Origin of the sequence: Atopobium sp. oral taxon 810 str. F0209 (assembly GCF_000466405.1) — a bacterium.
Classification (GTDB): domain Bacteria; phylum Actinomycetota; class Coriobacteriia; order Coriobacteriales; family Atopobiaceae; genus Olegusella.
Genome location: NZ_KE952949.1, coordinates 31,102 through 57,016 on the forward strand (window position 1 = coordinate 31,102; position 25,915 = coordinate 57,016).

17 protein-coding genes and 2 tRNA genes are annotated in these 25,915 nt (G+C 49.3%); 11 read left to right on the plus strand and 8 right to left on the minus strand.

Translation table 11 applies throughout. From position 1 onward, the window contains the following. Window positions 1-44 precede the first annotated feature (44 nt). On the plus strand, window positions 45-1,943 hold the full coding sequence (locus HMPREF9069_RS04350) for a BglG family transcription antiterminator (protein WP_035438470.1): 1,899 nt from the start codon (window positions 45-47) through the stop codon (window positions 1,941-1,943). Window positions 1,944-2,073: 130 nt separating this feature from the next. Here the strand turns inward: HMPREF9069_RS04350 and HMPREF9069_RS04355 are convergent, their stop codons facing one another. The 4 genes from HMPREF9069_RS04355 to HMPREF9069_RS04370 form a co-directional block, all read right to left on the minus strand. After that, window positions 2,074-3,462 (minus strand): LTA synthase family protein, encoded by a 1,389-nt coding sequence (locus HMPREF9069_RS04355; protein ID WP_021625951.1) that lies wholly within the window; start codon window positions 3,460-3,462, stop codon window positions 2,074-2,076. Between the two features lie 120 nt (window positions 3,463-3,582). Then, on the minus strand, window positions 3,583-4,596 hold the full coding sequence (locus tag HMPREF9069_RS04360) for a hypothetical protein (RefSeq protein ID WP_021625952.1): 1,014 nt from the start codon (window positions 4,594-4,596) through the stop codon (window positions 3,583-3,585). Between the two features lie 175 nt (window positions 4,597-4,771). Beyond that, the gene (locus HMPREF9069_RS04365; protein WP_035438472.1) at window positions 4,772-6,022 is read right to left on the minus strand and encodes an ATP-binding protein; all 1,251 of its coding nucleotides are present in this window, start codon (window positions 6,020-6,022) and stop codon (window positions 4,772-4,774) included. 194 nt (window positions 6,023-6,216) lie between these two features. Then, window positions 6,217-6,291 (minus strand) — tRNA-Val (locus tag HMPREF9069_RS04370). A gap of 160 nt (window positions 6,292-6,451) precedes the next feature. On the opposite strand from HMPREF9069_RS04370, the gene HMPREF9069_RS04375 reads away from it, so the two are divergent. The 3 genes from HMPREF9069_RS04375 to HMPREF9069_RS04385 all read left to right on the plus strand — a co-directional run bounded on the left by HMPREF9069_RS04375 (window position 6,452) and on the right by HMPREF9069_RS04385 (window position 10,493). Beyond that, the gene (locus HMPREF9069_RS04375) at window positions 6,452-7,027 is read left to right on the plus strand and encodes a putative ABC transporter permease (protein ID WP_035438474.1); all 576 of its coding nucleotides are present in this window, start codon (window positions 6,452-6,454) and stop codon (window positions 7,025-7,027) included. 441 nt (window positions 7,028-7,468) lie between these two features. Continuing rightward, the gene (locus tag HMPREF9069_RS04380) at window positions 7,469-9,103 is read left to right on the plus strand and encodes an ABC transporter ATP-binding protein (RefSeq protein ID WP_021625955.1); all 1,635 of its coding nucleotides are present in this window, start codon (window positions 7,469-7,471) and stop codon (window positions 9,101-9,103) included. Between the two features lie 226 nt (window positions 9,104-9,329). After that, the gene (locus HMPREF9069_RS04385; RefSeq protein ID WP_021625956.1) at window positions 9,330-10,493 is read left to right on the plus strand and encodes an iron-containing alcohol dehydrogenase; all 1,164 of its coding nucleotides are present in this window, start codon (window positions 9,330-9,332) and stop codon (window positions 10,491-10,493) included. Window positions 10,494-11,220: 727 nt separating this feature from the next. Here the strand turns inward: HMPREF9069_RS04385 and HMPREF9069_RS04395 are convergent. Then, window positions 11,221-11,311, minus strand: a tRNA-Leu gene (locus HMPREF9069_RS04395). Window positions 11,312-11,502: 191 nt separating this feature from the next. On the opposite strand from HMPREF9069_RS04395, the gene HMPREF9069_RS04400 reads away from it, so the two are divergent. The 5 genes from HMPREF9069_RS04400 to HMPREF9069_RS08850 all read left to right on the plus strand — a co-directional run bounded on the left by HMPREF9069_RS04400 (window position 11,503) and on the right by HMPREF9069_RS08850 (window position 18,580). Beyond that, complete coding sequence (locus HMPREF9069_RS04400; protein ID WP_021625959.1) at window positions 11,503-13,083, plus strand: flippase-like domain-containing protein; 1,581 nt, start codon at window positions 11,503-11,505, stop codon at window positions 13,081-13,083. Window positions 13,084-13,149: 66 nt separating this feature from the next. Beyond that, entirely contained in the window at window positions 13,150-13,413 is a 264-nt protein-coding gene (locus HMPREF9069_RS04405) for a hypothetical protein (RefSeq protein ID WP_021625960.1), read from the plus strand. Between the two features lie 19 nt (window positions 13,414-13,432). Further along, entirely contained in the window at window positions 13,433-14,134 is a 702-nt protein-coding gene (locus HMPREF9069_RS04410; RefSeq protein ID WP_035438475.1) for an ABC transporter ATP-binding protein, read from the plus strand. Between the two features lie 15 nt (window positions 14,135-14,149). Beyond that, window positions 14,150-17,689 (plus strand): ABC transporter permease, encoded by a 3,540-nt coding sequence (locus tag HMPREF9069_RS04415; RefSeq protein WP_035438556.1) that lies wholly within the window; start codon window positions 14,150-14,152, stop codon window positions 17,687-17,689. 48 nt (window positions 17,690-17,737) lie between these two features. Beyond that, window positions 17,738-18,580: an HAD hydrolase family protein gene (locus tag HMPREF9069_RS08850; protein ID WP_021625963.1), complete on the plus strand. Its 843-nt coding sequence runs from the start codon at window positions 17,738-17,740 to the stop codon at window positions 18,578-18,580. Here the strand turns inward: HMPREF9069_RS08850 and HMPREF9069_RS04425 are convergent. The 3 genes from HMPREF9069_RS04425 to HMPREF9069_RS04435 form a co-directional block, all read right to left on the minus strand. Beyond that, window positions 18,567-20,105 (minus strand): ATP-binding protein, encoded by a 1,539-nt coding sequence (locus HMPREF9069_RS04425; protein ID WP_021625964.1) that lies wholly within the window; start codon window positions 20,103-20,105, stop codon window positions 18,567-18,569. The genes HMPREF9069_RS08850 and HMPREF9069_RS04425 overlap by 14 nt on opposite strands. Continuing rightward, window positions 20,102-21,712 (minus strand): vWA domain-containing protein, encoded by a 1,611-nt coding sequence (locus tag HMPREF9069_RS08855; protein WP_021625965.1) that lies wholly within the window; start codon window positions 21,710-21,712, stop codon window positions 20,102-20,104. The genes HMPREF9069_RS04425 and HMPREF9069_RS08855 overlap by 4 nt, the downstream gene beginning before the upstream one ends. 90 nt (window positions 21,713-21,802) lie before the next feature. Then, a complete protein-coding gene (locus HMPREF9069_RS04435; RefSeq protein WP_021625966.1) occupies window positions 21,803-22,933 on the minus strand; it encodes a hypothetical protein in 1,131 nt (376 codons plus the stop codon). 185 nt (window positions 22,934-23,118) lie between these two features. Between HMPREF9069_RS04435 and HMPREF9069_RS04440 the strand changes: the two genes are divergently transcribed. Together HMPREF9069_RS04440 and HMPREF9069_RS04445 are read left to right on the plus strand one after the other, a co-directional pair. Then, the gene (locus tag HMPREF9069_RS04440) at window positions 23,119-24,135 is read left to right on the plus strand and encodes a hypothetical protein (RefSeq protein ID WP_021625967.1); all 1,017 of its coding nucleotides are present in this window, start codon (window positions 23,119-23,121) and stop codon (window positions 24,133-24,135) included. A 3-nt stretch (window positions 24,136-24,138) separates the two neighbouring features. Further along, window positions 24,139-25,911 (plus strand): 1-deoxy-D-xylulose-5-phosphate synthase, encoded by a 1,773-nt coding sequence (locus HMPREF9069_RS04445; RefSeq protein ID WP_021625968.1) that lies wholly within the window; start codon window positions 24,139-24,141, stop codon window positions 25,909-25,911. The last annotated feature ends 4 nt before the right edge of the window (window positions 25,912-25,915 follow it).

Genomic DNA, 25,915 nt, shown 5'->3' on the forward strand with positions numbered 1-25,915 from the left:
GTATGGCAGATGCATCTAGGAAGCGGATGAGGTGGGGAGGCGACATGGTGAACCTAAGCGAGCGTCAGCAAGCTATTCTGCGAATGGTCCTTGCAGGTGACGGTCCTGTTACGGGTTCTGAGTTAGCCCGTCGACTAGGTGTGTCGCTGCGTACGGTACAGACTGATATAGCTCGCATCAACGGTGATGAACAGGTTTTAATTAGTACGAACCGAGGTTATTTGCCTACGCTTGCTGCCAGTACCATGATTCGCGAGTATGCCCGCGATGCTACTTGTCCTGCACCAGACCACCAGATAATGGTGCATCTTCTTGCAGGGGAAGAGTTGACTGTTGATGATTTAGCACTTGTACTTTACGAGAGTACAAGCTCCGTCGAGCGTCAGCTCAAGGAGGTCAAGGATATCTTAGATAAGCATGGCCTCACCTTATGCCGCACCAAAGGGTACCTGCGGGTGGAGGGCAACGAGTGTTCACGGCGCAGGCTTATGGGGCAGCTGGTCATGGATGAAGTTGGCCCTGCCTTCTCGCTGACCGAGGCTTTCGCTCGTGACCTTAAAGGTATAAGGATTGATGAAGTATCAGACATTTTGCAGCAGGCAGCATTAGCTTGTAATCTCACGATTCCCGAGGGGTACGGTCAAGATCTAGCAGTTGGTGTGACTATCGCACTTTTCTTTATAAAACCTGGGACTGCGTCAGTCGGGGACAGTATGGTTATTACCCCAACCACTGATGCTGTGTCTGTTGCAAGTGAGTCATGCGAGTGGAGAATGGCACGCGAAATCTGCCGCCTCTATGGCAAGTTGCATCCGCTGAGCCCTAGCGAGGAAGATCTTGACTACCTTGCCTCACTCCTGGCGGGAAGAGTTCGCGCTACCAATGTGGCGGACGAGCTTGCCGTTGGGGGTATGCCACGGGAGTTTGAGATCAAGGTAACTGCCATAGCTACTTCGGTATTTGCTGACTATCTAATTCCGGCGCCCAACCATTTACAGCTGCACAATTTTGCTCTGCATGTGTATGCCATGGTCAAGCGGGCAAAGTCCAATCCGCTTGAAGATCTGACCATCGCCGAGAGTATCCGTACTAACAGTCCTTTTATTTATGAGGTATCACTTGCAGTAGCAGATCGTCTTGGCGAAGAGCTTGGCGCGAAGGTAGTTCAAGGCGAGCTGGGATTTATCTGCGTTCACGTCGGCCTAATCATCCTTGAGGGTATGGGTGAGCAACGCGTGACCATAGCCGTGGCCGGTGAGGATTACCAGGGGATTCGCCGCCGTATTATCGCCAATCTCTCCACGAGGCTGGCCGCATACGTGGACGTGACTGCCTTTGATCCTATCTCTGATGTGGATTCGGATATTTTGGTAACTACTGGTGAGATTCCTGTAACAACAGGCGCAGTAGTACGGGTTTCTCCTCTCTTTACAGAACGTGACTTTCAAGCGGTTGAGGTTGCCGTGACCTCGTTCGTGGAGCATCGCGATGCTCTGAAAGCCGCTAAAGCTACCCGATTCTTCCGTCCCGAAGTTTTCTTCCGAGAACAGGGTCTGCATACACGTGAGGAGACGATCTGCTTTTTGGCAAAGAGGCTTCAGGATTATGGTGTGGTGGGGGAGGACTTTGCCCAATCGGTCCTTAGACGTGAGTCCATGGGGTCAACAGGCTTCTTTGGACTCTTTGCCATCCCTCATGCTATGGAGATGGACGCCTCGCGCACCACCATTGCCACGTTGGTGAGCGAGAAGGGTATCGAATGGGATGGTGGCAGGGTTAACGTGGTGTTGATGATTGCCCTTAATGCGCAGGATAGGGGAATTTTCATGGACATTTATGATGGTATTATTCGCCAACTCTGTGATGCACGTCGTATTTCTAGGCTGGCACGTACCAAAACTCTAGAGGACTTCCTGCATTGCATGCTGTATTCATTAACCTAAAACGACAGAGGAGGTACAGCGAAAGATACTATCTCCAAACGACTGACTAAGTTGGAGCTGTTCTCGACGTATGCATGTACTAAAAGCATGCGTTTCCGCGCTGTTCCAAAAAGCCGCCTGCTTAAGCAGTCTATTGCAGACGGCCCGTAATCGTCCCCGTCTTTCCGCTGCCTACCTGGTAATGCACTCCATCGCCGAAGAGCTCTAGATATTGCAGGGTTTGCAAGTCTTGGCAGAGCTGAGCAGTATCGCCTTCCTTGTTGTTTTTGATATCGTGCCAACCGCCCACACTGTCTTGGAAGCCCAGCATATTTATTGCATGCATGCCTTGATACTGCATGACTAACTGGGCTTTTTGGAGATCGCTCAGGGGCATTCCGATGAGTTGTGCAAGATTGGCAATGAGGAAGTTTGTACTGGTATCGAGTACGGTGCCTGTCTTGGCACCTGCAACGTCGTAGTTGGCATACATGAGATAGCTGGTGGTGTGAGCACGCTGTTGGTGGACAAGCTCACTGGAGTCATCGGTTACCAGCGCATCATTGTAAGGCGCTGCAAGAGCTGGTTGATGGTCTCCAAAGAGCACCAATACTACAGGGCGCTTGAGCTTGGAAAGCTTATCTATAAACTCCTGTAAAGCTTTGTCAGAGATATCCATCAGTGCGAGATACTCGTCGAGGTTTGGGTGATCGACACCTTTAATTGTGTGCTGCTTGACGAGATTTGCAGGTAGTGCGTTGGTCTTGTATCCACCATGATTTTGCATGGTGATATCTAGAATGGTTTGCGGGGCCTCGTCAGCGGCAAGTAGCTCGAGAATTTTATCGTAAGTGGCGGTATCGCTAATGAGATTACGGTAGCGTTCTGCGACGCCAAAATCAGGTTCAGAGAGGAATTGGTCATAGCCAAAGGCAGGATAGACGATATGACGATTCCAATTGGTCGCTAGATTGGGATGCATGGCGCTCGTCTTGTACCCAATGGATTTGAGCTGGCGGGCGAGGTTGTTGACACGAGACATGTCATAGACCATATACGGATAGACACCTGATCCCATAAATGCCATCGAGCAACCCGTGAGCATTTCCCACTCGCTGTTGCAGGTGCCGCCACCATAAGGGGAGACGTAGAGCTTTCCCTTTGCAAGACCGCCTTCGAATGAATTAAACCACTCAGGGCCTCTGTAGGTCCCATCTAACTCGTTGAAAAGTGACAGGTCGGAGAAGGACTCATTCATTACGACGATCACGCTGGGCTTGAGCTCGTCGAACTGCTTTTCTGCGGCTTTTCTTGCCTTTGTGTTGCCAAAAATATGGGCGTACTGCTCAGCATATGAAGCTGAGGAATCGGGTGAACTTGCTACGGCTTTTTTGGTGTTGGTGTATTTTGCTGTGGCAGCGCCAGCAGATTTTTTGATTCCACCTGCGCCACATGCGCTGAGGGTAGCTAACATACCAGCAGCTCCGACCGCTGAAATAAAAGAACGACGAGAAACGTTGGTGTTGATAAATTCTTTCATGAAAATGCCCCTTGAGATTTAGCTGGCAATTGAAAACTTGCGAGAAATTACGGAAGTGTGGAGGCGCAAAAGCGTAGGACGGTAAATCACACGGCAGGTTATTCGACCTTGAGTAGAGAGTTAGGAGTTAGCGCTGCTTGAGGAGGAAGAGTCTGCATGGGCAAGATTTTCTTCATACTTGTCTGCGTAGCCTGAAAGAAGCTTTTTGGCCTCTTCTTTGGAATAACCATCGGGCTGAACGGGGCGGAAAGATTGAATCTGCGTGACAAACGATGAAATAAAGCCTTCACGATGGTAGCTGTCGAGCGGAATCCAAGCATTGTATTTGATGCCAGGAAATTCCGAAAAACTTACTGTTGTTGCAATAAAGACAGCAATACCAGCAATGATGAGTCCGCCAAGCGCGTTGGCTGCAAACGCAACAACAGGCCTTTTTGCACGTCGTGGCTTTGGCGTTAGAGAAAGCACAACTATAGCTAGTGCCAATACTGCAAATGATATAAGTACCCGTTCATTGAGAATATAGGTATAGCTACCACTTACTGTAGCTGCAGTGCCGAGTGCAAGCACGTCGCTCGCAATGATGGGTACACCTTTAAACGACACGACAAAATATTCTGCAAGGCCAGCGCATTCAAAAAGACATGCTGCAATGACAGCACCTGCACCAGTGCGTTGAAAGAGAAGATGAAATATCAGAAATATAAAAAGAATGATGACATTTTCGAGAATAAGTCCCTCTATCCAAAATCCGGTGATAGCTGGATTAGAAGGCAATTCAATAGCTATGAAAGTCAAAAAGGTTCCAACAAGCAATAGGCCAATTTCTAACAGCAAACGTTGGTAACCTAAAAGAGCGCTGAATGCTGTGCGGATTTGCTTGTTGTAGAGCGAAACGATGGCTGCTATCGCAAGCACGCTAGTGCATAGGATGGCTGGCAACCAGTGGGTTTGAATGAGTCCAAAAGCTGCATATACACTCAAAAAAAGAAGTAATGCAAAGAAAATGCCAGTCCATGTCCACGAAATCCAATTTGGCTGGGATAAAAAGTGAAAGAGCTTTTGTGGTGCAAGCTTAGCAAGAGCTATTACCAGCCCAACAACCAATAAGCCAGCGAAAAATATCAAGAACATACTTTTAAGCCTCCAACGGTGTTACCCAGCGTTCATGGGAATCCACGTTAGGATAGCCTTGCCTAACTTATTCTGCTATATAAATCCTGCAATTTAAGAGTACGTAAAGGGAGATAAAAGAAACCCTGCATATTACCTACCAAATTGCATGATTTGAAATGTTCGCGAAGTAGACTCAGTGCAAGGCGCTTTCATCGAGCATGAAGTCATAGACGCTAAGAAGTAGGATGCCTTCATCTGTGTAGTGTCTTTCAATCGGCTTGCCTACGACAATGACCTTACGAAAGGAATCTCCTGTCTTGAGAAGCGATCTCTGTTCTTGGGCGAGCTTCTCTGAATCGGGAAGATCGTACGCCGATTGGATGTATATCCGCTCGCTGCCGTTATTGCATACGAAGTCGACCTCTAGTTGCTTACGTACGGATTTGCCATGTTTATCCCGCTCGCTGACCGTCATGTTGCCAATGTCGACCGAGTAACCACGTGCACGCAACTCATTGTAGATGGCATTTTCCATGAGGTGTGTCTCCTCAAACTGGCGAAAGCCTAATCGAGCGTTGCGAAGTCCGAGATCTGAGAAATAGTACTTGTAAGGTGCGCCAATGTAGCGTCTGCCCTTGATATCGTAGCGCTGTGCGCGTTCGAGGAGGAAGGCATCGTCGAAGTAGTCGATGTATGAAGATACCGTTTCAGGGTCGATGGTTGATCGAGTAACACTGTGGAATGTGTCAGAGAGCTTGTTAGGATTGGTCAGTGATCCTATCGTCGAGGCCATGACGTTCAGCAACTCGTCCAATGCGCGGTTATTGCGGACGCTGTTCCTTTCAATGATGTCGTTGATATAAATTTCAGAGAAAAGACGCTGAAGATAATCGATCTTTTCTTCTCGCGTTTCCTTACATGCGACAGCAGGAAGGCCGCCGTACATGAGATAGCTTTGCCATCCCATCGCGATATCGTCATCATATGTGGTCATGAATTCGGCGAAGGAAAGCGGAGCCATTCTTACCTCGTCCCCGCGTCCACGGAACTCGGTGACGATGTCCTTTGAGAGGAGCTTTGCATTGCTTCCCGTGACGTAAACATCCACGTTTTCGCGGGCAATGAGGTCGATGAGGACCTCTTCGAAGTGTTCAAGGAGCTGTACCTCGTCGAGAAGCACGTAGTGCATACCTGGAGTCTCAATCTGGCTTATCACGTATGGGTAGAACACATTGGAGTCGCGGTAGCGTCTGTTTCCGTAGCGGTCGAAAGCCATCTCAAAGATCTGAGTCTCCGATACCCCGCGTTTCAGCAGGTAATCCTTGAAGATCTCGAAGATGAGATAGGACTTTCCGCAACGGCGGACGCCTGTCACCACTTTCGCCTGATCAGTGTGCATTCTGCTGATGAGGTTGTCGAGGTATTTTGGGCGCTCAATTCTCATACGCACTCCAATCGGTAATAGTGCATCATGATGCATTTTTTCCGATTAGTATTATACATCTCATTTGGAGCAGATTTGGGACAGCGATGCACCGAGGAGGAAAAGAAACAAACACGAGCCGCGTAATGTGATGTTCAAAAGAAGCTCAAAAGAAAAACAGGTAGGTAGTTCAAACTACCTACCTGCGACTTTTGTGGTGGGCGTTAGAAGATTTGAACTTCTGACCTCTTCCGTGTCAGGGAAGCGCTCTCCCCCTGAGCTAAACGCCCGAATATATAACTGCAAAGTTGCAAGCGGGGGTGCTCACATGCAGCAGAGAGTATCTTACGCGAATGTCTCTCTGTATGCAAGAAGATTTTTTCAAATTAGGAACTTGCTTAAATATCACCTAAGATTTGATTGTTGATGGCAAAGGATGGGGGAGGGCGATTGGAAAAGACAGTGCCTGGCAAAATCATGTCAGTTTTGACTCGCGTTGCCTTTATGTTCTGTATAGGTGGCCTTGTAGGATGGCTTTATGAAGTCTTCATCTGTGCACCGCTCAATCAAATGCCTATTGATCTTACCCACGGAGGTCTCGGTATTCCTTTTTTGATGATTTACGGTGCGGGTTCTGCACTGATTGAACTAGCATTAGGATTGGAGCGCAAACAAGGCGCCTGGTGGGTGCAGCTATTGGCGATCATTGTGCTAACTACTACTGTTGAATATGTAACTGGTTTGATAATGCTACGTATCGTTGGTGTGCAGACCTGGGATTATCATCTACCAGGCTGGGACTTTCTTGTAAGTCCCGATGGGCTGGTGTGTCTACGCGCTTCTCTGACGTTTGGATTGATGGGCTTATTGCAGTTGCGTGGGTTGAGCAGGCTTTACGAATGGACGTTTGTTGCGAATGCGCAGGTGTTAAGAGTTGCAGTTTGGCTATGCTTTGCTCTTGTTGTGCTGGCGTTGTTGAATGGTTCATTCCTACATATCGTTGATACAGGTGGCATGTGGCATTAGTGATAAGTGATTGTTTATATTGATAGGGTTCGCTGGACCCCTATTCGCTCTAAAGTGCGATGTGCGCCATTACCTCTTTTTTGTATTGCAATATTTCTGCTGGTAGATGACTTGTTTTTAGAGACAGCTGTTTTCCCGGGTTTTGCCGTGACTTTGTGATTTGTCATTGCTGCAGGTAGAAAGCTTGCGGCGAGACCATATATATCAAGAATTAACCTAATTAAGCACTGAAATGGCGCACATCGAGCATCAGAGCGAATAGGGGTGTAGTAGTTCTATTCTTAGATACGACCTGTGTGTATTGTGGTGGGTATAGGTGACGGTTATTATTTATGCATATGGCTAACCTTATGCATCGCAGATTTTCTACACTAATTTTTGTTTGCTGAGCAAAATTTTGGAACAGATTAGCCGTTTTGATTGCAGAGGTGAATAACTGGCATGTTTGAGCTTCTTTCCTTTTGTTGGAAGTCCATCAACAACAGAGGTCGCTACCTTGTCTTTATGGCCCTCTCGCTTGTCAAAGAGCTGCTGAAGGTTGCCTTGCCGCTTGTGACTGGCTGGATAATCAACCTCCTAGTGTCGGGAGGTGACTTTTCCACTGTTATTTTCTGGTGCGTGATGGTTGGTTTGCTGAGCGTGCTGTCTGCTTTCCTTGGGTATGTAGTGACGTTGCTTTATACGAAGACACAGTTTGACTCCTCCTTTGCCCTACAGTCCAATGCCATAGCGCGCGTGCAGCACTTTTGGCAGGGGTACTACGGGAAGGACTTCGACCCTGGCTACCTTTCTAAGCGTGTCAACAACGACTCCGAGGTCATCTCGATGTTCTTCTTGCTGTCTGGGTCACAGGTGTTGTCACATGCTCTTACTACGGTGGTTGTTATTGCTCTCGTCGCCATCATTAACCTTCCTCTAGCGTTTGTTTGCTTGCTACTCACGTTTGCGGTGGGTTTGGCGTATGTGCTCTCCCGCAGAGAGGTCTTTGAGCGAGGGATGGAATACAAGGAGAAGGCGGCGAACTTTTTCTCAGTCATACTGCATGAGTTTAGTGATGTCGAGTTCATTAGGCGATACGTTCTCTTTGACAGGTTCGCAACGCTGCTCTCTGACTCCTATAGCGCGGTGCGCGATGCGGTCTATCGCGTGAACAGAGTGGGCGCGATCGTGGGTATGCAGACGGAGATTGCTAAAGACGTGCTGCAGATAGCAGTAATATTTGTTGGCGCCTACCAGATCATGATGGGAGCCATGCGGGTTGGCTACCTTGCAACAGTGGCAAGTTACTTTGCCATGCTCTCGGCATCGGCGGAGTACTTCACTCAATTTGGCAGCGAGTATCAAGACTGCCGGTCAAGTTTTGAAAGGCTGCGTCAGCTTTCTGACACACCACTTGAGCAGAATGGTGACATAGAAATCAGTGATAAGGTTTATGTCATATCCTGCAATGATCTCAGCTTTACCTACCCTGGCAACGACATACCCACCATCAGCGGCGCAAACATCCGCTTCGAGGGCTGCGGTCTCTACGGTCTTCTGGGAAGGAACGGTTGCGGCAAGTCCACGCTGCTCAAGCTTATTGCTGGCGAATGGTGCGGTCACTATGAGGGCACAATCTGCTTTGATGACCAGGAGCTTGGGACGCTCGACCACTACGGCCTGAGGCGTACATCTGTGGGTTTTACCGAGCAGGAACCCACGGTCATAGAGGACAGTCTGTGGAATAATCTTACCCTGCTATGCGAGGAACAGCCAGAGCGTGAAGAGGTGCTCTCGCTATGCGACCAGTTGAGGCTGACCGCTCTCATTGGTAAGGCACCGCAGGGGCTGGACACCATCGTCGACGGTACGAACGTAAGCCTTTCTGGTGGTGAGAAGCAGAAGGTCGCCATCATCCGAATGCTGCTCAAGAACCCTCCAGTTATGCTGATGGATGAGCCGAGCTCCGCCCTTGATGCAGATAGCGTCAACTCTCTTGTTGAACTCTTGGGACAGCTTAAGCGCGATCATCTTATCATCATGGTCTCCCATGACGAGAGATTAATAAATGCCTGCGATGAGCTGGTCAGATTGTAACGAGTGACGGGTGGGTTACCTATCCACATTTGCTTGCCGCGAATGCGCGTATGTCGAAAATTGCGATTGGCTGGTCTGCATGGAGTCACCATATGAATGCCTCTACAGCAGAATTTCTCACGTGCGGGCATTCTTCTTTACCCCCGTTCATCCAAATCTAAACAGCTGATGTTCTTTGCAGACGTATAGTGATAGCTATAAGTAATGAGCAACAAAAGGGGGAGATATGCTCAATTTTACTTACTACGCACCAACGAGGATTAACTTTGGCAAAGGTCAAATTTCTCATCTTGCGGAGTTGACCGAGAGCGGTTCGCGTGTGCTGCTGTGCTATGGTGGCGGCTCCATCAAACGTAATGGCATTTATGCTGATGCTCTACGCATTATGGGCGAAGCAGGACTTACGGTCTTTGAGTTGCCTGGCATCGAGCCCAATCCTCGTATTGAGACGGTGCGTAAAGGTGTTCAGCTGTGTCATGACGAGCATATCGATATGGTGCTTGCTATTGGTGGTGGCAGCTCGATTGACTGTGCAAAAGTAGTTGCAGCTGGTGCTTGCTATGACGGAGACGCTTGGGATTTGGTGTTGCATCCCGAGCTCATCAAAGCGGCGCTGCCTGTGTATTCCGTGCTTACTCTTGCTGCTACGGGTTCCGAGATGGATGCGTTTGCGGTTATCACGGATCTCAGCAAAAACGAGAAGTGGGGTACTGGTTCGCCTCTTGTTATCCCCAAGATGTCTGTGCTAGATCCGACTTATACTTTCTCGGTGCCAAAGCGCCAAACTGCAGCTGGCACTGCAGATATGATGAGCCACACCTTTGAGAACTATTTTCACTTTGAGCAGGGCTGTGAGTTGCAGGAATCCTTCGCTGAGAGCATTCTTAAAACTTGCATCAAATACGGTCCTATCGCGCTCGAGCAGCCCGACAATTACGAAGCGCGTGCCAATCTGATGTGGGCATCAAGCCATGCTATTAATGGTCTGATTTCTGCGGGTTGCTCGCCTGCTTGGTGCGTCCATCCCATTGAGCATGAGCTCTCTGCTTTTTATGACATTACGCATGGCGAGGGCTTGGCGATTATGACGCCAGCTTGGATGGAACACATCCTTGACGACAAGACTGCGCCCGTCTTTGCACGTTATGCGCGTAATGTGTGGGGTGTTGAGGAAGCGGATGACATGGCTGCAGCAAGGGAGGCCATCGCTCTGACGCGCAAATTCTTCTTTGAGACGATGGGCATGCCTGCCACACTCAAAGCGGTAGGTATTAAGGATGATATCCACTTTGTCGAGATGGCAGAAAAAGCCGCCAAAGGTAGTCGCGGCTCATTTGTTCCTCTGTCCGCTCAGGACATTGTCGAAATTTACCAGTCTGCACTTGGCTGAGCATTGAATGTGGGCATGCCGTGGGTGAATCATTGCTCACGGCATGCTTTTTTGTGTGGGGTTTTGTGATAGTTTTTCTTTTAGCTCCGTTGTTATTTAGATTTGGGCGCCTCCTCGTCCTTACGGGCGATATGCACCATTACTCGATTTTCTATGCCGAATGCGTACCGATGTGACTTCAAAGTGCGATCAATGTGGTGGTATGTAGCTCTGCTTGCTTACGCTGCTTGCCAAACGCCACATACTCTTTCAATCAACACAGCTTTGCCTGTCAAAGCCACAGATTCTTTCAAGCAGAGTAGTTCTGCTTGCCAAAAGCCACAGATTCTTTCAGAAAAAATGTCAAAAGCCACAGATCTCTTCAATGGCCTTCACGTTTTCGCAGGTAGATTTTTTGGGCGTGAAGAGATGTGTGGCTTTTGGCTAAAAAAGTGAAGTAGAACGTGGCGTTTGACATCTGGCATGAAACAGAGTGTGGCGTTTGGCACTTGATATGAAAGAGAGCGTGGCTTTTGACATTCGGTATGAAACAGGATGTGGCTTTTGTTGCCTGGCATGAAGTAGAACGTGGCTTTTGGCATCTGGTGTGAAATGGAATGTGGCTTTTGCCGCCTGATGCGAAACGAAGTGTGGCGTTTGACAACCGATGTGAAACAAAACGTGGCGGCTGATTCGAATAAAGAGGAGCTCTGAAAGAAAAAAGGTCCCCGAAGGGACCTGAAATTTCTGGTGTCGGAGGCGGGACTTGAACCCGCACGACCTTTTAGTCAGTCACTAGCACCTCAAGCTAGCGCGTCTGCCAATTCCGCCACTCCGACGTGGTTTCGAGCGAGGAATATAGTATCACGCCCACAGTATTTGGCAAGCCTAAATTTTGATTGGTTGTGGATTTTTTTCGACCGCGCTGGCCTCTCTTGTGAAGGAGCAGTTGAACGGCGTGTTTTTTTCGGCGTCTCGGGTACAGTAATTCTCTAGATGCAATAAAAACGTAGCCGAGAGGGGAGGGTACATGGAGATTCGTTTCAAGAAGAAGTCTTCGCTGAACTTTGTACCCATGCCCCAGCAAGTCGCCAAACAGGGTAGCGATACATTACAAACGATTGCCACCAAACAAAACGATACAAAGCAGCAAACGACTGATACCAAGCAAAACGATGCGGAGCTTCAGCCATCACCAGTAAAGCAGAGCAGCCCAAAACCGCAGGTGCCTACTGTCAAGCAAAAAGATCCAAAGCCGCAGATGTCTGCTGCCAAGCAAAAAGATCCAAAGCTGCAGATGCTTGCTGCCAAACAGCACGATACAAAGCCGCAGACCCCTGCCACCAAGCAGGTTACCGCTCCACTACCTGTTTCCACAAAGCGCAGCAAAAAGCCTCGTCTCAAGGTGTCTGGTGCCAGCACCATGAGCAAAGCCCAGCGCGAAACTCGCGATCAGAGCATGGGCCAAGCGCGCAAAGGTCTTATCTTTATCGGTATAGCTACGATTGCCTACGCTCTGTATTTAGTATTTTCTGGACAGATGGGCGAATTTTTGACGGCGATGGCAGGCGTACGTCGTCGCTGGGTAGTTGCCGCTATACTTGCTTACGTGGTGTATTTTTTCTGGGGCGTACTGGCATATCTGCTTGCTGTTATCAGTGACCGCAGAAGTACGGTTGGTATCCGCGATCTGATGAGTGTTGAAGCCTCGGGTATCTTTTTTTCCAACCTTACGCCAAACGGTGCTGGTGGTGCGCCGGCACAGATTTACCGCCTAACCTGCGCAGGACTTTCTGCAGGTGGAGCGGGTGCAGTGCAGTATACCCGCTTCATTATGTACGAGGCGGGCGAAGGCATTTTTGCTGCGCTGATGCTGCTTTTTCGTTGGGAATGGCTGACAACCACCTATGGCAATGTCACATTTATTGGCATGATTCTTTTTGGTTTCAAGGTCGTTGAGGTCGGTGGCCTTTTGCTGGTATGCCTTCGCCCTGATTTTGTGCGTCGTGCGGGTAGTTGGATTATTCGCTTTGCTTCTCGTCATGGTTGGATGAAACGCACCGACCATTGGATTGATGTGGTGACGGTACAGGTGGGGGAGTTCTCCTCGGGCTTTCGACAGGCAGCGGGCAATTTGCGCAATATGTTGATGACCCTTGTAGTTACGCTGTTGCAGCTTGCCTGTCTGTATTCACTACCGTGGTTTGTTGCCCGTGCCTTTGGTCGCCAAGCAGATCTAATTACCTGCATGGCTTGCGGTTCGATGCTTGAGCTTTTGACTTCGGCCGTGCCACTGCCAGGTGGTGTTGGTGGCGCTGAGGGTGGTTTTGCCGTGCTCTTTGCACCTATTTTTGGTGCGCGCGTAGCTGCGGCTTTTGTAGTTTGGCGTATGGTGGAATATCTTTTGCCCATCTTGGCGACAGCGCCTCTACTTGGATTGCAGTCCAGCCATATTGCAAGTCTTGCCGCGCGTTGGGATCGTCTGCGTTACCGCCTCGCACAAGACTATTCTCAGCTCAGAGCAGGAAAAGGTTTCAGTCGCCAAGAGCATGTCAAAGTCGATCTTCGCAAGGCCCACTCCCGCGTCAAGCAGCGCAAACGTATATCATAGAGACAGATTAATTCGAGCTTGTCAGCTGCGTGGTAGATAGCTCGTTTTTATAGGAAGCAGGACATTTTGGCTAAAAAGAACTACTCACATATACGGGCTACACGCGGAGCGAGTGTACCTGCGGTTCTCGAAGCTCTGCTTGGCATCGTGTTGATTTGTTTGGCTGCATGGCAGCTCGGCGCCGACCAGTCACTTGCACCAGGCTTTATGGCAACGGTGTGCTACGTTGCGTTGCTCTTGGTAGGTGTTGCTTTGACTTATTTGGGCGTGGAACGCCAGCGCGATGCAAAGCATTCGGCTGGCGATAACGAAAGGGAAGTACGCCACTAGACCTAAAGGAATGACAGCGATGGCCTTCGTTGAATTTCGTGACGTGCGCAAAATATATCAGATGGGTTCGGTCGAGGTTCATGCCGTCGATGGTATGAATTTTGAAATTGAAGAAGGTGAGCTCTGCGTTATCGTGGGTCCATCGGGTGCGGGCAAGACAACCGTGCTCAATATGCTAGGCGGTATGGATTCTTGCACGTCAGGCACAATCTTGCTTGATGGTAGTGAAGTTTCGGCAATGAACGAGCGCCAGCTCACTCAGTATCGTCGTCATGATATTGGTTTTGTTTTTCAGTTTTATAATCTCGTACAAAATTTGACGGCGCTCGAAAATGTTGAGCTTGCAAGTCAGATTTGCCGCAATCCCTTACCAGCCGCGACTGTGCTTGCTGAAGTGGGACTCGCAGACCGCCAAGATAACTTCCCAGCACAACTATCGGGTGGTGAGCAGCAACGTGTGGCAATTGCGCGCGCTTTGGCCAAAAATCCCAAGCTACTGCTTTGCGATGAGCCAACGGGTGCCTTGGATTATCAGACAGGCCACCAAGTACTTAAGCTTCTGCAGGATAGTTGCCGCAAGAGTGGACGTACAGTTGCTATCGTGACGCACAACTCTGCCTTTACGCAGATTGCCGATCGCATTATCAGTGTTCGTGAGGGTCGTGCAAAAAGCGTTGAGCTCAATGCTACGCCTGTCGACGCGATGTCGCTCGAATGGTAAGTGTGGGCAGCAATTATGGCCAAGCGTCCTCACAATAGCCACAGTTTTAGGCGAGAAGTGATTCGCTCAATTCGCGGATCACTGGGACGTTTTTTGGCAATTATGGGTATCGTTGCGCTGGGTTGCGGCTTTTTTGCGGGTCTGCAGATGACTGGTCCAGACATGCGTGATGCGGCTGACCGCTGGTATGACGGAACGCGCCTTTGGGATTTGCGCGTTGTTTCTACACTGGGCTTTTCAAGCGAGGATGTAGCGCGCATTGATGCAACCCCTGGCGTTGAAGTCTCGATGCCTGCCAAATCTTGCGATGTCATGATGAGCCTAGGAGACGAGCAAATTGCAGCACGCATTACCTCAATTGATGTGAATGCGACTGTTGCATCAAAGGTTACAGGTCGTTATACCGTAGCTTCCAAGGATGCGCGGTATCTTAATCGTCCAATGCTTCGCGAAGGCACGTGGCCCAAAGCTGCGGATGAATGCGTGATTTCTGCAGATGCAGTAGGGCATTTCAAGCTGGGAGATACAGTTGAAGTGCTCTACAGTACCGATAATTTGAATGACACGCTCGCAGTGCAGTGTTTCAAGGTAGTGGGCACGGTGAGTGCCTCTGACTATCCGTATACGGCGAGCTTTGGCTCAACGACTTTGGGTACAGGACAAATTGATGAGTATTTATACGTTCGTGAAGCTGCCTTCATCCAAGACTTGCCTTATACGCAGGTCTATGTGCGGGTGCGAGGTGCTGAAGCGCAGCTGAGCGAGTCTTCTGCCTATGAAAAGGTGGTTGAAAAGGTCGCCGGGCGCCTGGAGGACCGTGAAGGAGAGCTTGCTCGTTCGCGCCAGGATGATCTTAAACTTGAGGCACAGACCAAACTTGATGACAAGCGTGCAGATTTTGATGCTCAGCGTGCAGATGCAGAAGCCAAGCTTGATGATGCACGGCAGCAGCTTGCTGATTCTTATAGCAAGCTTGAGGATGGCGAGACAAAGTATGCCTCGGGTAAGAAGAAGCGCGATGATGGTGCTGCAGAACTCAGCCGTAAACGCGACGACGCTCGCAAGCAGTTTGCTGAAGCAGAAAAGAAACTCAATGATGGTAAAAAGCAGCTCGACGAAAAAGAAAAAGAGCTGCTAGCGAGTCTATCCGAACTAGATCCTGCCCCAAAAGATCTGTCTTCTGCAAAAGAGATAGTTGCAAGCAATCTAGAGCAGCTAAATTCTGGTATAAGTCAGCTAGATCAAGGAATCAATCAGTTGAAGCAAGGCATCGATGGCCTTGCCCAACTAAAAGACGGTCTTGCTCAGGCACAGGATGCTGTCTTTCAGCTAGAGCAAGCCAAGCTACAACTTGGTCCTGCTTGGACGGAAGAGCAGGAACAACAACTGCTTGCCGCAAAAGCTCAGCTTGGGAGTTTGCAAACGCAGGTAGAGGCGCTCACAACTCAACTGGGGGATAATCCCGAAGCAAAGCTTTCCCAGCTTGAGACTCAACGCCAGCAGTTGGATGCTTCCCGCAGGCAGCTTACTGCTGCTGGAGAGGGCATTGATCAGCTACAGACTGCCAAAACAAAACTTCAGTCTGGTCGTGATGAACTTGCGACACAAAAGGCCGAAGCCAACAAAAAACTTGATGCTGCACAGGCAAAAATTGATGACGCAAGCGCGCAGTTAAGTAACTCTCGTACAAAGTTAGACGATGCTTGGACAAAGTATTATGACGGCAAAGCAAGCTACGAACAAAATCGCACCGATGCGGATAAAAAGTTTGCTGATGCCGAAAATGATTTTGCTGAAGCCCAGCGCAAAATCGATGAAATAGAGCTGCCCGATCTTTACGTACTTGATCGTACAAAAAGTGAGGGTGCGGTAACCTATCATGCAGATGCGCAGCGCATGGATCATATCGCGCGCGTATTTCCTCTAATGTTTTTCCTAGTAGCTGCTCTTGTATCGCTGACTACGATGACACGCATGGTTGAGGACGACCGAATACAGATTGGCACCTACAAGGCGCTGGGCTTTAGTACCGCAACAATCGCGAGTAAGTATTTAGTCTATGCGGCTGCAGCCAGCATTACAGGTGCAATCATTGGCACATTGGTTTTGACCCAAGTATTACCTTCAGTTATCACGAGCTCTTATTCGATTATTTATGCTGTGCCTGAGCTCAAAGTTCCCCTGCCTATCGACCCTGTAATTGCGCTTTTTTCAGGGGGATTGGGTGTTGGCGTGACCCTGCTTGCAACGTGGGGCGCTGTGGTCTCTAGTTTGCGTTCTACGCCCGCAGAGCTCATGTTGCCACGTGCACCCAAGGCGGGAAAGCGTATTCTTTTAGAGCGCATAGGCCCTATTTGGCATCACCTGTCCTTCTCATGGAAGGTTACTTTCCGCAATCTCTTTCGTTACAAGCGTCGTTTCCTGATGACAACGATCGGCATTGCGGGTTGTACGGCTTTGTTGCTGGTGGGCTTTGGCCTTCATGATTCGATCTGGGATATTATCGATCGACAGTTTGGACCTGTGGTGCACTATGACACGACAGTCGGTCTTAATGACAGTTCGACTACGGCCAACGTAGATGCAGTGGCAAACTACCTTACAAGCTCAACGGATGCGAGCCACTTAGTGCGCGCTCGCCAAGAAAACCTGCAGGCAAGTTCTGCTTTTTATGGAAACAAACACTTGCGCATTCAAGTCATAATTCCGCAGGATTCCAAGGGATTTGATGAGGCGATTAGCTTTCAGGATCGTTTGTCGGGGCGTCGTCTAGACTTCAGCGATGATTCAGTTTTTGTTACCGAAAAAGCGGCGAGCTTGTTAGGCGTTTCGGTGGGAGATGAGATTGAGCTATACAAGCAGGACGCTATCGGTAGCGCAGTAGGCGAGCCTCAGCGTCTGCGTGTCACGGGTATTGCAGAAAACTACGTAGGTAATCTGGTATATGTGGGTTGTGCTAGATGGTCAAAAATTGGCAGCGCGCTGACAGATGGCAAGGATGCTGCCAATCCTGTCTTTTCTACGATTTTCTTTTCTCGTGGTGCTGCTACCAACAAAGAAAAACTTTCCGCCGGGTTGCATGATTTGACTGGCGTGTCGACCGTTGAATATGTGGATGAGACTATCAAGACGTATCGCTCGATGCTCTCGGTTGTCGATAAGGTTGTTGTCGTGCTGATTGTTTCAGCGGCGGCGCTGGCATTTATTGTGCTTTACAACCTGACCAACATTAATATTGAGGAGCGAAAACGCGAGATTGCTTCACTCAAGGTGTTGGGTTTTACTCGCCGCGAGGTCTATGCCTATATCTTCCGCGAGATTGGCATGCTTGCGATTATTGGTGATATTGCAGGCCTCATATTGGGTACCTTCCTTGAGCGATTTGTAGTAACTGCGGCCGAGGTTGATTATGTGATGTTTGGCCGTCTCATACATCTGACTAGCTACGGTTTTGCGTTTGGTCTGACACTGCTCTTTGCGGCTGCGGTTCTTGTGATGATGCGCCGTAAGCTGGATCGTGTGGATATGGTTGAAAGTCTCAAGAGCGTAGACTAAGCACGCATCAGTGTATGCCGTAGCGTACTAATTTTGCAGGGGGATTGCATGATTAAGCTCGTATTGACCGATATGGATGGCACCGTTGTGCCTTTTGGCAAGATGAGCGTTTCTGATCGCACGATTGCTGCAGCTCACAAGCTGCTTGATGCAGGTATTGCCTTTGGGCCTGCGACGGGACGTCTGTCTTTTGATCTTGCCTCGTATTTTCGCAATGATGCCGATTGTTATCAGACGGGCGTTTTTGCCAATGGCAAGATGGCACGTTATCAGGGTGAGACAATCTATTCTCAGCCAATGGATCCCAATCTGATGAATCGTTTGATCGAAGCTCTGCGAGATGTAGATGATTGCTTTGGCTTTGTCTGTACCCCCGATGAGAGGGGAGGCAGTACGTTTTCTGCGGTGGGGACCTCTCGCGCAAAAATTTTGAGCATGGTAGATGACACTCTGGTACCTCCCGATATTGCAATCATTGATGAGCTTCCTGATCAACCCATTTATACGATGAGCCTTCTTTTTGGGGACTCATTAGGTAGCGTTGAGGAAGCAGTGCAAAAAATGCAGGATATTGTTCCTGAGTTTGACTACGTTTGTCCGTCCCCACATGTTTTGGATGTACTGCCTCGGGGACTTTCCAAGGCTGATGGCGCTGTAGCGTTGATTGACTATCTAGGGTTAAGCCTAGATGAGGTTGTCTTTTTTGGTGATGCAGACAATGACATCACAACGCTTGAGCGTCTCACGCAAACCTTTGTGGTATCAAACTGCTCGGACGCTGCGCGCAAGTTGGGGCGCTGGCACATTGGAGATGCGGCTGATGACGCCCCAGCCCAAATCATGGAAGAGATTGCTGCTAGTGGGGGTCAGCTTCCTGCTATTGCTCGCTAGGGATTGTTGTTTTTAGTGCGGCATCCACCTCATCAAGCAGCTCTAGTCCACGCTCTTCTAGCATGAGTGACCTTGCGTGTGTAGCAAAACTTACAGGTCCATATGCCGACACAAAGTGCATCACTGTGGTATCGCATGCAAGATGTGAGCAAAAAACAATCATCTCCTGACCGTCGCCAAAAGCTTTCTCAAGAAAAGCGAGAGCACGATCCATACGAAGTGCCGTTTCGTTGCACTTATCTGCTGTTGTATGTACTGCTTTGTTAAAGCAGGATTTTGCGCTCTCAAAACAGTTTTGCTTATTGGCGCCTGCCATAGTCTTACGAGCAACTTGCTCGCGTAGCTGTTCTAGCAACTCAAGATGGTGTATGGAGACAAGTTGACGCTGGCCCTGCTTGCCTCGAGAGCGCCCGTCTTCGCAGCGGTGACGAAGCTTGCCCAGGATTTCGTCAAGCAGTGCGAGTGGACGAGCGTCGGACGGTTCGTTGCAGCTGGTTTGCCAGCTTACAAAGTCATCGCGTACGGCATGGAGAGCAAGCTCGGTGGCATCTATTTCGTGTAGTTCTGCGGTGATAGCCGCCAGTAGTAGATTGACCACAGCAACACGCTCGTCAAAGGCTGCATTATGCGCACGAGTGTAGATTTTTTCATTAAGATTGCCTGACAAAATATCAGCGACTTTGTAGTCATCCTCGTATTTGGCAAAAAGCTCAAAATAAAGATTGAAGTCTTCTGCGACCTCGCGATCTTGCAAGTACTGCGAGATGAGCTCACCGTCAACCTGCAGGCCCTCGTGGGAATAAGCTTGCATCATACGTGAGAGATCTTCCCAGCCGCGTGCAGTCACGATACGAGCATCGGTGCCCGAGGGACGTACGCGGTAGAAGTTGCCTGGCTTGCCCTCAAGGTAGCTTGTAATGGCTGGGTGAATACCATGGACACGGGCATAATCCAGCCAGACATCAAGGTCGGGTTCTACATCAATTTTTTTGAGACGGTCCATCATTGCAGGATCAAAGGGACGTGCAGCGCGATTGTATTCGGGTGGGTTGCCTGCGCATACAATGGCCCAACCGTCGGGCAAGCGATGTTGTCCAAAGGTTTTGTACTGCAAAAACTGCAGCATAGCAGGGGCTAAGGTTTCGCTTGCACAGTTAATCTCATCAAGGAAGAGAATGCCTTGGGACTCACCAGTGTCCTCAATTGCGTCGAAAACCGCTGCAATAATCTCACTCATCGTGTAGCGAGAAACACGAAACTCTTTGCCTCCAAAGTCAGAGCTTGCGATATAGGGAAGGCCAAGCGCACTCTGGCGTGTGTGGTGGGTGATGGAATAGCTTACAAAGTTGATATCCAGACGGTCTGCAATCTGCGCGACGATGGCGGTTTTGCCGATGCCTGGAGGACCCATCAGGATGATGGGGCGCTGCATCTGAGGCGGAATACGCCACATGCCATGCTCGTCTTGGCTGAGATAGGCACGTACTGCCCCTTCGATTTGCTTGCTTGCCTCGAGTATGTTCATCGCGTTCCTCCTTGAGCGACATGTGAGACTTGCGTGTTTCTGTGCTTGCCATAGACAGATAAAGATTCGAATTCACCTGGATGGAGTACAAGTTGTTCTGCCCAAGCAGGGACAATTTCTGGTCGATGGTCTTCATCATAAAAGACAAATGCACATTTGAATGGCGGCGCTTGACGAGGATAAATGCCCCAGCCGTCAGTGAAATAAACCAAGCCTCGTAGGTTTGAAAACTCACCTTCCTGCCAAAGTTGTTGCACATAGCGGATGGCAGGACGAAAGTCGGTACCACCTAGTCCGCGCAGTTCTATATGATTGCGCCAACGCGCAAGGTCAGCTGCATTGTTGATGCGCACGTCAGATTGAACGCGGGTATCTGCCTGAATAATATGGATGCAAGCCCGCTCAAAAAAACCTCCTTCGGTAGTGAGCACATCGTATGTGGCGTCAATGAAATCTTGCACGACTTTTTTGGTAACTGAACTAGAAGTGTCAATGACAATAGCAAAGTCACGAACACGATGTTCTTGACGATATTCCAGAGGCTCTATCAGAGGCATGTCGCCGTAGAGTTCAAGTCCATAGGTATAAAAAACGTAATCAAACTCATCTTCAGAGAGACGCAAATCTTCACTTTCAACGGCAAATTGACGTAGAAATTCACGGTAGTCGCGCTGTTTATGGTGAGAAACTTCAAGAGACCCAATAAGAGTTTGCAAAGAAATGCCTTGATTGCGGGAAAGCGTTTCGAGATCAACCCGCATCTGCTGGGCGATGTGTTCCCATGTTTTTTCAGCATCAGAGGGGATGTCGCTAAGCATCTCGCTTGATTGGAACTGGCTTGGGATATGCCCGTCGCCCGCGTCATGGGAGCTGCTATCAGCGGCGCTTGTATTTTGTTCGGTCTGTTGAGTGATCTGTGACGATGCGCCAGTGTCTCCTGTGGACTTGCCGTTGCCCTGTTTACTGTCTTGAGACTGTGAAGAGGTTTTTTCTGACGAACGCCATGCTTGATGACTATCTACCAGGAAAAGTTGAGACCAACGTGCAATTTTTTCTTTGTGTTGTCCATGAGCAAGAAGATGATAGATTCGCTCTGTTGTGAGCGGACCGGTAAGCTCAGACGCTACAAGTCGGAGGATTTCAAGGCGTTCGCTTTCAGATGGGTCGCGCTCAATTTGACTATAACTGGTGGCAAGTCCAGTGGTTGTTTTGGGCGTGATGTGCATCTTGTTAAAAATTTCTTCGCAAAGTGCCCAACAGACCATATCTGCAGCTAAATCCCAGAGTGTGTGCTCAATTTCTCCCACAAAAGGATGGAGCAAAATGCAGTGCAGCAAAGTGTGTGCATATTCGTGTGTGGGCAGCTTGCGTGTTCGAGCAAAATTGCTCAACAGAATTTCGGGGTTTGTCCATAGCGTAGTGCCGTCAGTTGCTATCGCGCAGGGAAGTTGCTGTATCTGTGGTCGCAATATCCCTGTTGCCGAAGCCAAAAAGGGGGCCGTGGCGATGATTTGGCTACGGGTAAGTTCTAGTACTTTGTGTGCAAGGGCTCTATGCTCTGCATTTTGTTTGTCATCTATAGCTTGAGGTATCAAGATATCACTCATCGCTCACCTCCGGTAAGTACATAGAATTTTTTATGTGCTCATCGTCTCATAGTGAGCAGCAGAATCAATAGTTTTTCACGCTTAAATCGACTACAGGAGAAGGTCGGTAAGAGAGGAGCTCGGAGCAGCTGTAGTATCCGCTAAGGCAATGGTGCTCAGCAGCCAGGCAACAAGTTCTGTTTTGCCAGCTTGTGAGGCTGCATCGAGCGCACGACGGAGTTCTTCTATGCCGACTTGAGTTAAAGCAGACCAGCGTTTGACCTGATCAACATCGCCTGCTGATGCGAGTACTTCAAGCAAACAGGCAATTTGTTTTTCGCTCGCATCTTTTGCAGCAGAAAGATTGATTGTTTGAGCCAGCTGCTGTACAAGCTCAAAATCTTTGCGTAGCCAACTGAGCTCCTCGAGTGCAGCAAAAAACGCAGAAGGCTCCTCTTCACAGATAAATTTCATTACACGTATGCTGCCGCGGGGGACAAACATCTTGCGCATCAGCTCAAGGAGACGTTCATCTCCAAAATGTGGGTCATTGGGATGTATGCGATGCAATTCAAGTAGTTGATGGCAGAGCTCCAAACACTCCTGTGCAATATCTTCATCTTGTTTGTCATGGCGCAGCGCATGCCAAGCGCGAACCAATGACGCACGGAACAAATCGCAAAATACCGTTGCTGAAAACCTCGCTTCTTGGGCAAGTGTAAGTACGGTTGCGCAGCAACGCGCAATATCAAAATTTGTTTCGTAGGGAGCACCGCACAGTTGTTCATGGTCATGTGAGGGACGAAAAACTTCGGTAGCAACCGTAGGATCCATAGGATTGAGCAAAAAAGTGACACTACGCCGTGTGAGAGCAAAACGGGTTAGTACCTCATCGGAGTGCAACAAAACCCCGGCCCAGCGGGGATGGCGGGGAGAGGCAAGCAAATCTACTTCACGTGTAAGTAACTCACGTGCCGCCCCAACTTGCGCATAGCGCAGTGCCAATACAAGTGCCCAACTCTCATAAATAAAGGGATGTGTATCAGCTGTGATTTTGCCTAACGCGCTATATAGATTTGAAATGCGCACAACATCGCCTGCCGCAGCCGCACGTTCTAACAGATCAACACATGCGATGGGTGAAAGCTTGCGCAGCTCTTCTAAGTCGATGTTTGAAGTATCTTCTATAGCTGGCTTCTTTATAGCTAACTGTTGATTTTGCTGAAACTGAGTGTCGCTCACATGCCACCCCTCTTATGGTTGTTCGCTGAATTGAGATTAGGCGTTTCTCCTACTTTTGTGCAAGAGTCCAGCTTGAGACGTCGGTCAAGCGCGCGTCTACCGTGTGCATCGCCCGTCTGGCATCCTTTTGATTGTGCGCTTGGTATAAATTGCGCTAACCTCACACTGATGGAGGGAGAATATCCATGCCTGCTATTCTTACGCATGATTTTTTTGGACAAGATTCGCTTGGAGCAGTTTCATCGGTTCTCGGCTTTGAAAGCTTCGATGAGCACGATGCTTTTTTGCTGGGTAACCAAGGCCCAGATCCTTTGTTTTATCTGCTTGCTGATCCGCTCATTGACGCAAGTACGCATGATGTAGGTGAGCTCATGCATCATTTACGTCCAGCGCGTCTTCTTTTAGCATTGCACGATTCACTCACCACCTTGCCTTTTGCCGAGCGTCATGTCGGAGAGGCCTATGCAGCTGGTTTTTTGTGTCATTACCTGCTAGATTCCACAGTTCATCCGTTGGTATTTGCCGAGCAGTACAGTATCTGTGATGCAGGTATTCCAGAACTCGATCGCAGCGACGGCGGCCGTGTCCATGCTGAGATTGAGCGCGACCTTGATGAAGCAGTGCTTTTCTCACACAAGGGCGTCACCGTTAAGGAACATATTCCTTGGAAGGAATGCCTGCGTGCAAGTGACGCTACGCTCGCTACAATCGACAAGATGTATTCCTACGCTATTCGCTGGACGTATGGGCGTAGCTTGCCAAGTAATACTTTTACGCATGCGGTAAAGTCTTTCCGCTTGGTGCAGTATCTCTTTTGGGCACCATGTGTCTGTAAGCGTGAGTTACTTGGCAAACTAGAGCAGAAATTTTCGCATCAGCGCTATTCGCTCTATCGTGCGATGGCGCATCGTCTGCGTGCTGAGGCTACATCGGATTTTGACAATCGTGAGCGCTCGACGTGGACCGACCCCTTTACGGGGAAATTACGTTGTGAGGGTTTTTGGGATTTGTATCGAGCGGCGCAGGAGCGCGTTCAGAGTGCAACGCAGGTCTTTTTTGCAGCTGATTTTGATGAGAGGGCGGCCAATATCTTGACTGGTGGTCTTAATTTCAGCGGTGAGGTAGTCGCAGACGATTTGCCTGAAACGCACACGCAGGCTCAGACTGCAGCAACGTTTATTGACGATGGAGGGGAGAGCTGAGGAATGCCATCCTTGCTCGAGGGGATCGAAGGGCCGGAGGACTTTAAATCCTTTACGGTTGACGAACTCCGGAGCCTGGCAGCAGAGATTCGTGAGACCCTAATCTCGGCCGTAACCGAGACAGGTGGTCATATGGGTTCGAATCTGGCTGTTGTCGAGGCAACGGTGGCCCTACATTATGTGTTTGATTCGCCACGTGACAAAATCGTGTTTGATACGTCTCATCAAAGCTATACGCACAAGATGTTGACGGGTCGTGCATATGCCTATACCGATCCTGCGCGCTATGGTTCGGTCTCTGGTTTTACCAATCCTGCCGAAAGCGAGCATGATCTTTTCCGCTGTGGTCACACTTCAACGTCAATCAGTCTTGCTTGTGGTTTGGCAAAAGCTCGTGATCTTATAGGTGGTCACAATCGCGTGGTGGCCCTTATTGGTGATGGCGCCTTGTCGGGTGGCGAGGCTTTTGAGGGTTTAGATAATGCCGCGGAGTTGGACAGCGGCCTTATCATTATTTTTAACGATAATGAGATGTCTATCAAGGAAGACACGGGCGGTATGTATGCGGGACTTGCTGAGCTCCGTACAAGCAATGGTACCTCTACGCGCAATATCTTCCGCGACTTTGGTCTGGACTATCGTTATGTTGAGCAGGGCAATGATGTAGCTGAGCTTGTGCGCGTCTTTAATGAAGTCAAAGATATCGATCATCCCATCGTAGTTCACATCCATACAACCAAGTCTAAAGGCTGGACTTGGGGTGAGCAGCACCGCGAGGCTTCGCATTCGGTACCTGCAGCAGGCGCACATCCTCTGCCTCCCGAGCGTGATTACCGTGCAATTACCCGTGCTTATATGGCACATAAGCTCAAAAGCGATCCGTCAGTTGTTATCGTCAATGCAGCAGCACCTGGTGGCTGTGGCTTACCTGTGGAATTTCGCGAGGCGGCGGGCAAGCAGTACGTAGATGTGGGCATCTGTGAGCAACATGCTGTGAGTTTTTGTGCAGGCATTGCCCGCGGCGGAGCAAAACCAGTCTTTTTTGTACATTCGACCTTCTTGCAGAGGGCCTATGACCAGCTGATTTCTGATCTGGCACTCAACGATACGCCAGTGGTTATCCTAGTTTTTGAAGGCGGCTTCTCATCGCTGGATTCCACACATATTGGTGTTTTTGATATTGGTTTTGCGGGCAATATTCCAGGGTTGACTTGTTTGTCTCCAGCAAGTCGCGAGCAATACGTGGCAATGCTGGACTGGGCAATTGATCAGAATGATCGCCCCGTGGTTATTCGTGTGCCCGACCATGTACTTACTGATGCCGACATGGGTATTGAAACCCCAAAGGCATTTACCACGGCTGACGTGGCTCGTTATGATGTGCTCAAACGCGGTAGCAAAGTAGCGCTTTTGGGTCTTGGACCTGCGGTTGATTTGCTTGGTGAAGTGGCACACGAACTGCAGTATGCCAGCAATATAGATCCCACGATTATTTCGGCCACAGCCTATTCAGCATTGGATTGGCGTTTACTAGATGATATTTCCCGCGATCACGATCTGGTTGTAACCTTTGAAAATGGCATCCTGTTTGGTGGCTTTGGCGAAAAAGTGGCACGATATCTAGGTCACACCAAGGTACGAACTATCTGCTTTGGTGGCACCAAAGAGTTCATTGATCGTATGCCTGCGGCAGTTATGCGTCAGCGTTATCATTTGGAGCCAGCAGCAGTGGCTGCAGATATTGTCTCTCAATTGGAGAAGATGCAAAGCGAGTAGGGGA

Bases quoted from the DNA above. Each gene is read 5' to 3' on its own strand.
- HMPREF9069_RS04380 (WP_021625955.1), top strand. From the start codon at position 7,469: ATGTTTGAGCTTCTTTCCTTTTGTTGGAAGTCCATCAACAACAGAGGT.
- HMPREF9069_RS04410 (WP_035438475.1), top strand. From the start codon at position 13,433: ATGGCCTTCGTTGAATTTCGTGACGTGCGCAAAATATATCAGATGGGT.
- HMPREF9069_RS04440 (WP_021625967.1), top strand. From the start codon at position 23,119: ATGCCTGCTATTCTTACGCATGATTTTTTTGGACAAGATTCGCTTGGA.
- HMPREF9069_RS08850 (WP_021625963.1), top strand. From the start codon at position 17,738: ATGATTAAGCTCGTATTGACCGATATGGATGGCACCGTTGTGCCTTTT.
- HMPREF9069_RS04415 (WP_035438556.1), top strand. From the start codon at position 14,150: ATGGCCAAGCGTCCTCACAATAGCCACAGTTTTAGGCGAGAAGTGATT.
- HMPREF9069_RS04360 (WP_021625952.1), bottom strand. From the start codon at position 4,596: ATGTTCTTGATATTTTTCGCTGGCTTATTGGTTGTTGGGCTGGTAATA.
- HMPREF9069_RS04365 (WP_035438472.1), bottom strand. From the start codon at position 6,022: ATGAGAATTGAGCGCCCAAAATACCTCGACAACCTCATCAGCAGAATG.
- HMPREF9069_RS04445 (WP_021625968.1), top strand. From the start codon at position 24,139: ATGCCATCCTTGCTCGAGGGGATCGAAGGGCCGGAGGACTTTAAATCC.
- HMPREF9069_RS04425 (WP_021625964.1), bottom strand. From the start codon at position 20,105: ATGAACATACTCGAGGCAAGCAAGCAAATCGAAGGGGCAGTACGTGCC.
- HMPREF9069_RS04350 (WP_035438470.1), top strand. From the start codon at position 45: ATGGTGAACCTAAGCGAGCGTCAGCAAGCTATTCTGCGAATGGTCCTT.
- HMPREF9069_RS04355 (WP_021625951.1), bottom strand. From the start codon at position 3,462: ATGAAAGAATTTATCAACACCAACGTTTCTCGTCGTTCTTTTATTTCA.
- HMPREF9069_RS04385 (WP_021625956.1), top strand. From the start codon at position 9,330: ATGCTCAATTTTACTTACTACGCACCAACGAGGATTAACTTTGGCAAA.
- HMPREF9069_RS04400 (WP_021625959.1), top strand. From the start codon at position 11,503: ATGGAGATTCGTTTCAAGAAGAAGTCTTCGCTGAACTTTGTACCCATG.
- HMPREF9069_RS08855 (WP_021625965.1), bottom strand. From the start codon at position 21,712: ATGAGTGATATCTTGATACCTCAAGCTATAGATGACAAACAAAATGCA.